This is a genomic window from Mesorhizobium sp. M2A.F.Ca.ET.042.01.1.1 (assembly GCF_003997405.1).
GTDB lineage: Bacteria > Pseudomonadota > Alphaproteobacteria > Rhizobiales > Rhizobiaceae > Mesorhizobium.
On sequence record NZ_RZRX01000451.1, the window covers coordinates 1 to 2664 of the forward strand.

Genomic DNA, 2664 nt, shown 5'->3' on the forward strand with positions numbered 1-2664 from the left:
GCAGTGAAGCACCGCGTGAAGCCACGGCGTCAGCGATCTTCCATTGCCGGTTGATCCCGCCGCGGCCGGATTTTGCCCTCACCATGTCGGAGGAAGAAAGGGCGCTGATGGGCAGGCATGCCGACTATCTGCGCGAGAAGCTCCACGAAGGCATCATGATCATGGCAGGCCCGGTCGCCGATCCGGCCGGCCCATGGGGGCTGCTGATCCTGCGCGCCGGCAGCGAGGCGGAGGCGAGGGCGGTAACCGACGCCGACCCGGTGGCGCGTTCGGGTCGCGGCTTCCGCTATGAAATCCTGCCGCTGTTGAGCGTGATCATGTGAGGCCTGATGAAAAACGCCTCTCGCGCTTTTTACACGCGGGAGGCGTCTTTTGCCGTCAACCTTTCTCGATTGCTCTCGAATTGCTGACAGCAGGGATAAAACCGGCAGCCGGCGAAAGGGTTCCCGGCAAAACGAAAAAAATCATGCTGTCGGGAAAAATTGCGTGGAAGGATGGACGAAGGCCGCAATCCTGCGCCAAGACAAGGCACCCATGAGGATCGCCTTGTCGCTCGACCCCGCCATCACCGTATCGCTTTCGCAAGGCGTCGCCTTCGACTGCCAGAGCTGCGGCGCCTGCTGCTTCTATTCGGCCGACTGGCCGCGCTTCTCGACCGAGGAGGATGAGCAACTGGACCGCATCCCGCTCGAACTGGTAGCCGCCGACCAGTCCGGAATGCGCTGCGAGGGTGCGCGGTGTTCTGCGCTCACCGGAGAGGTGGGTAAGCACACGGCCTGCGGCATCTATGATCTCCGCCCAGATGTCTGCCGCGCCTGCATGCCCGGCGGCGACGACTGCCTGATGGCAAGGACGGCGCATGGGCTGCCGGTGAGCTAATCTCACGCGCTTGCCGAAATCCGCACCTCCCGGTACGTTCCGGTCGGGCAGGGCCGCGGAGGAAATCCATGAGCATCGAATTCCTGTTGACGTCGCTGATCATCGTGGCCTCGCCCGGCACCGGCGTCCTCTACACGCTGAGCGCCGGCCTCTCGCGCGGCGCACGCGCCGCTGTCGTCGCCGCATTCGCCTGCACACTGGGCATCATCCCGCATATGGCGGCCGCCATTACTGGCCTCGCCGCTGTGCTGCACACCAGCGCCGTCGCCTTCGAGACGCTGAAATATCTCGGCGTCGCCTACCTGCTCTACATGGCCTGGAACACGCTGAAGGAGAAGGGCGGGTTGAGCATCGACGAGAACGCCGCGCCGCGCTCGACCGCCAGGACGATCACCACTGGCATCCTGGTCAACGTGCTGAACCCGAAACTGTCGATCTTCTTCTTCGCCTTCCTGCCGCAATTCGTCAGCGCCACCGAGCCGCATGCGCTGCCCAGGATGCTGGAGCTCTCCGGTGTCTTCATGCTGATGACCTTCGTCGTCTTCGCCGTCTATGGCGTCTTCGCGGCCTCGGTGCGCAGCCACATCGTGTCGCGGCCGAAGGTGTTGACCTGGATGCGCCGCAGCTTCGCCGCTGCCTTCGTCATGCTTGGCGCCAAGCTGGCTGTGGCGGATCGGTAGCTCTCTGATCCGTTCGCGGTTTCGGAAGCCTCGTCGCTTCCGGAGCCCGCCGCCGTCCGAACGCCGAGCCGCCAGGCCGAAGGCGGGTCGCCGATCATCTTCTTCAAGACGCGGCCGAACGCTGAGTCGGATTCCTAGCCGATTTCCGCCTGCGCGGCCCTCTAGCAGAAGATCAATTTCGTTTCGGAATGCCGATCAAACGCTGACCGCCCTGGCAATCCTTCGCAAAACAAAAAGGGCGGCATCGCTGCCGCCCTTCCGTATGCATTAGCCAGGTAGGCTGGATCAGAAGTCCATGCCGCCACTCAAGCCCGCTTGCGGGCTTGAGCAATGTTAGTTGATGGGCGTGCTTTATGGACTTCTTAGAAGTCCATGCCGCCCATGCCACCCATGCCGCCGCCGGGCATGCCGCCCGGCATACCGCCGGCAGCTTCCTTCTTCGGAGCTTCGGCGATCATGGCTTCGGTGGTGACGAGCAGGCCGGCAACCGAGGCCGCGTCCTGGAGAGCCGTGCGCACGACCTTGACCGGGTCGACGATGCCCATGGCGATCATGTCGCCATAGTCGCCGGTCTGGGCGTTGAAGCCGAAGGTCGCGCCCTTGTTCTCGAGGATCTTGCCAGCAACGATCGAAGCTTCCGCACCGGCGTTCGACGCGATCTGGCGGGCCGGAGCCTGCAGCGCGCGGCGCACGATGTTGATGCCGGCAGCCTGGTCGGAGTTGACGCCGGTGGCCTTGACGTTGGCCGAGGCGCGCAGCAGGGCCACGCCGCCGCCGGCGACGATGCCTTCTTCCACGGCCGCGCGGGTCGCGTTGAGCGCGTCGTCAACGCGGTCCTTCTTTTCCTTCACTTCCACTTCGGTCGCACCGCCGACGCGGATCACGGCAACGCCGCCGGCGAGCTTCGCCAGACGTTCCTGCAGCTTCTCCTTGTCGTAGTCCGAGGTGGTCTCCTCGATCTGCTGCTTGATCTGGGCGACGCGGCCCTGGATCTCGGCCTTCTTGCCGGCGCCGTCGACGATGGTGGTGTTCTCCTTGGAGATCGACACCTTCTTGGCGCGGCCGAGCATGTTGAGGCCGACATTCTCGAGCTTGATGCCGAGGT

The 2664-nt window shown here is 64.3% G+C and carries 4 protein-coding genes; 3 read left to right on the plus strand and 1 reads right to left on the minus strand.

What is annotated here, in order from left to right; translation table 11 throughout:
• The 3 genes from EOA23_RS33500 to EOA23_RS33510 form a co-directional block, all read left to right on the plus strand.
• On the plus strand, window positions 1-323 hold a 323-nt coding region (locus EOA23_RS33500; protein ID WP_245474433.1), incomplete at its 5' end, for a YciI family protein.
• A 211-nt stretch (window positions 324-534) separates the two neighbouring features.
• Window positions 535-879 carry a YkgJ family cysteine cluster protein gene (locus EOA23_RS33505; RefSeq protein WP_127307207.1) on the plus strand — a complete coding sequence of 115 codons (345 nt, stop codon included), beginning with the start codon at window positions 535-537 and terminating at the stop codon, window positions 877-879.
• A 68-nt stretch (window positions 880-947) separates the two neighbouring features.
• Window positions 948-1559, plus strand: a complete 612-nt coding sequence (locus EOA23_RS33510; RefSeq protein ID WP_127307208.1) for a LysE family translocator — start codon at window positions 948-950, stop codon at window positions 1557-1559.
• Between the two features lie 362 nt (window positions 1560-1921).
• Here the strand turns inward: EOA23_RS33510 and EOA23_RS33515 are convergent.
• The coding region (locus tag EOA23_RS33515) for a TCP-1/cpn60 chaperonin family protein (RefSeq protein ID WP_281058784.1) at window positions 1922-2664 on the minus strand (743 nt) is incomplete at its 5' end.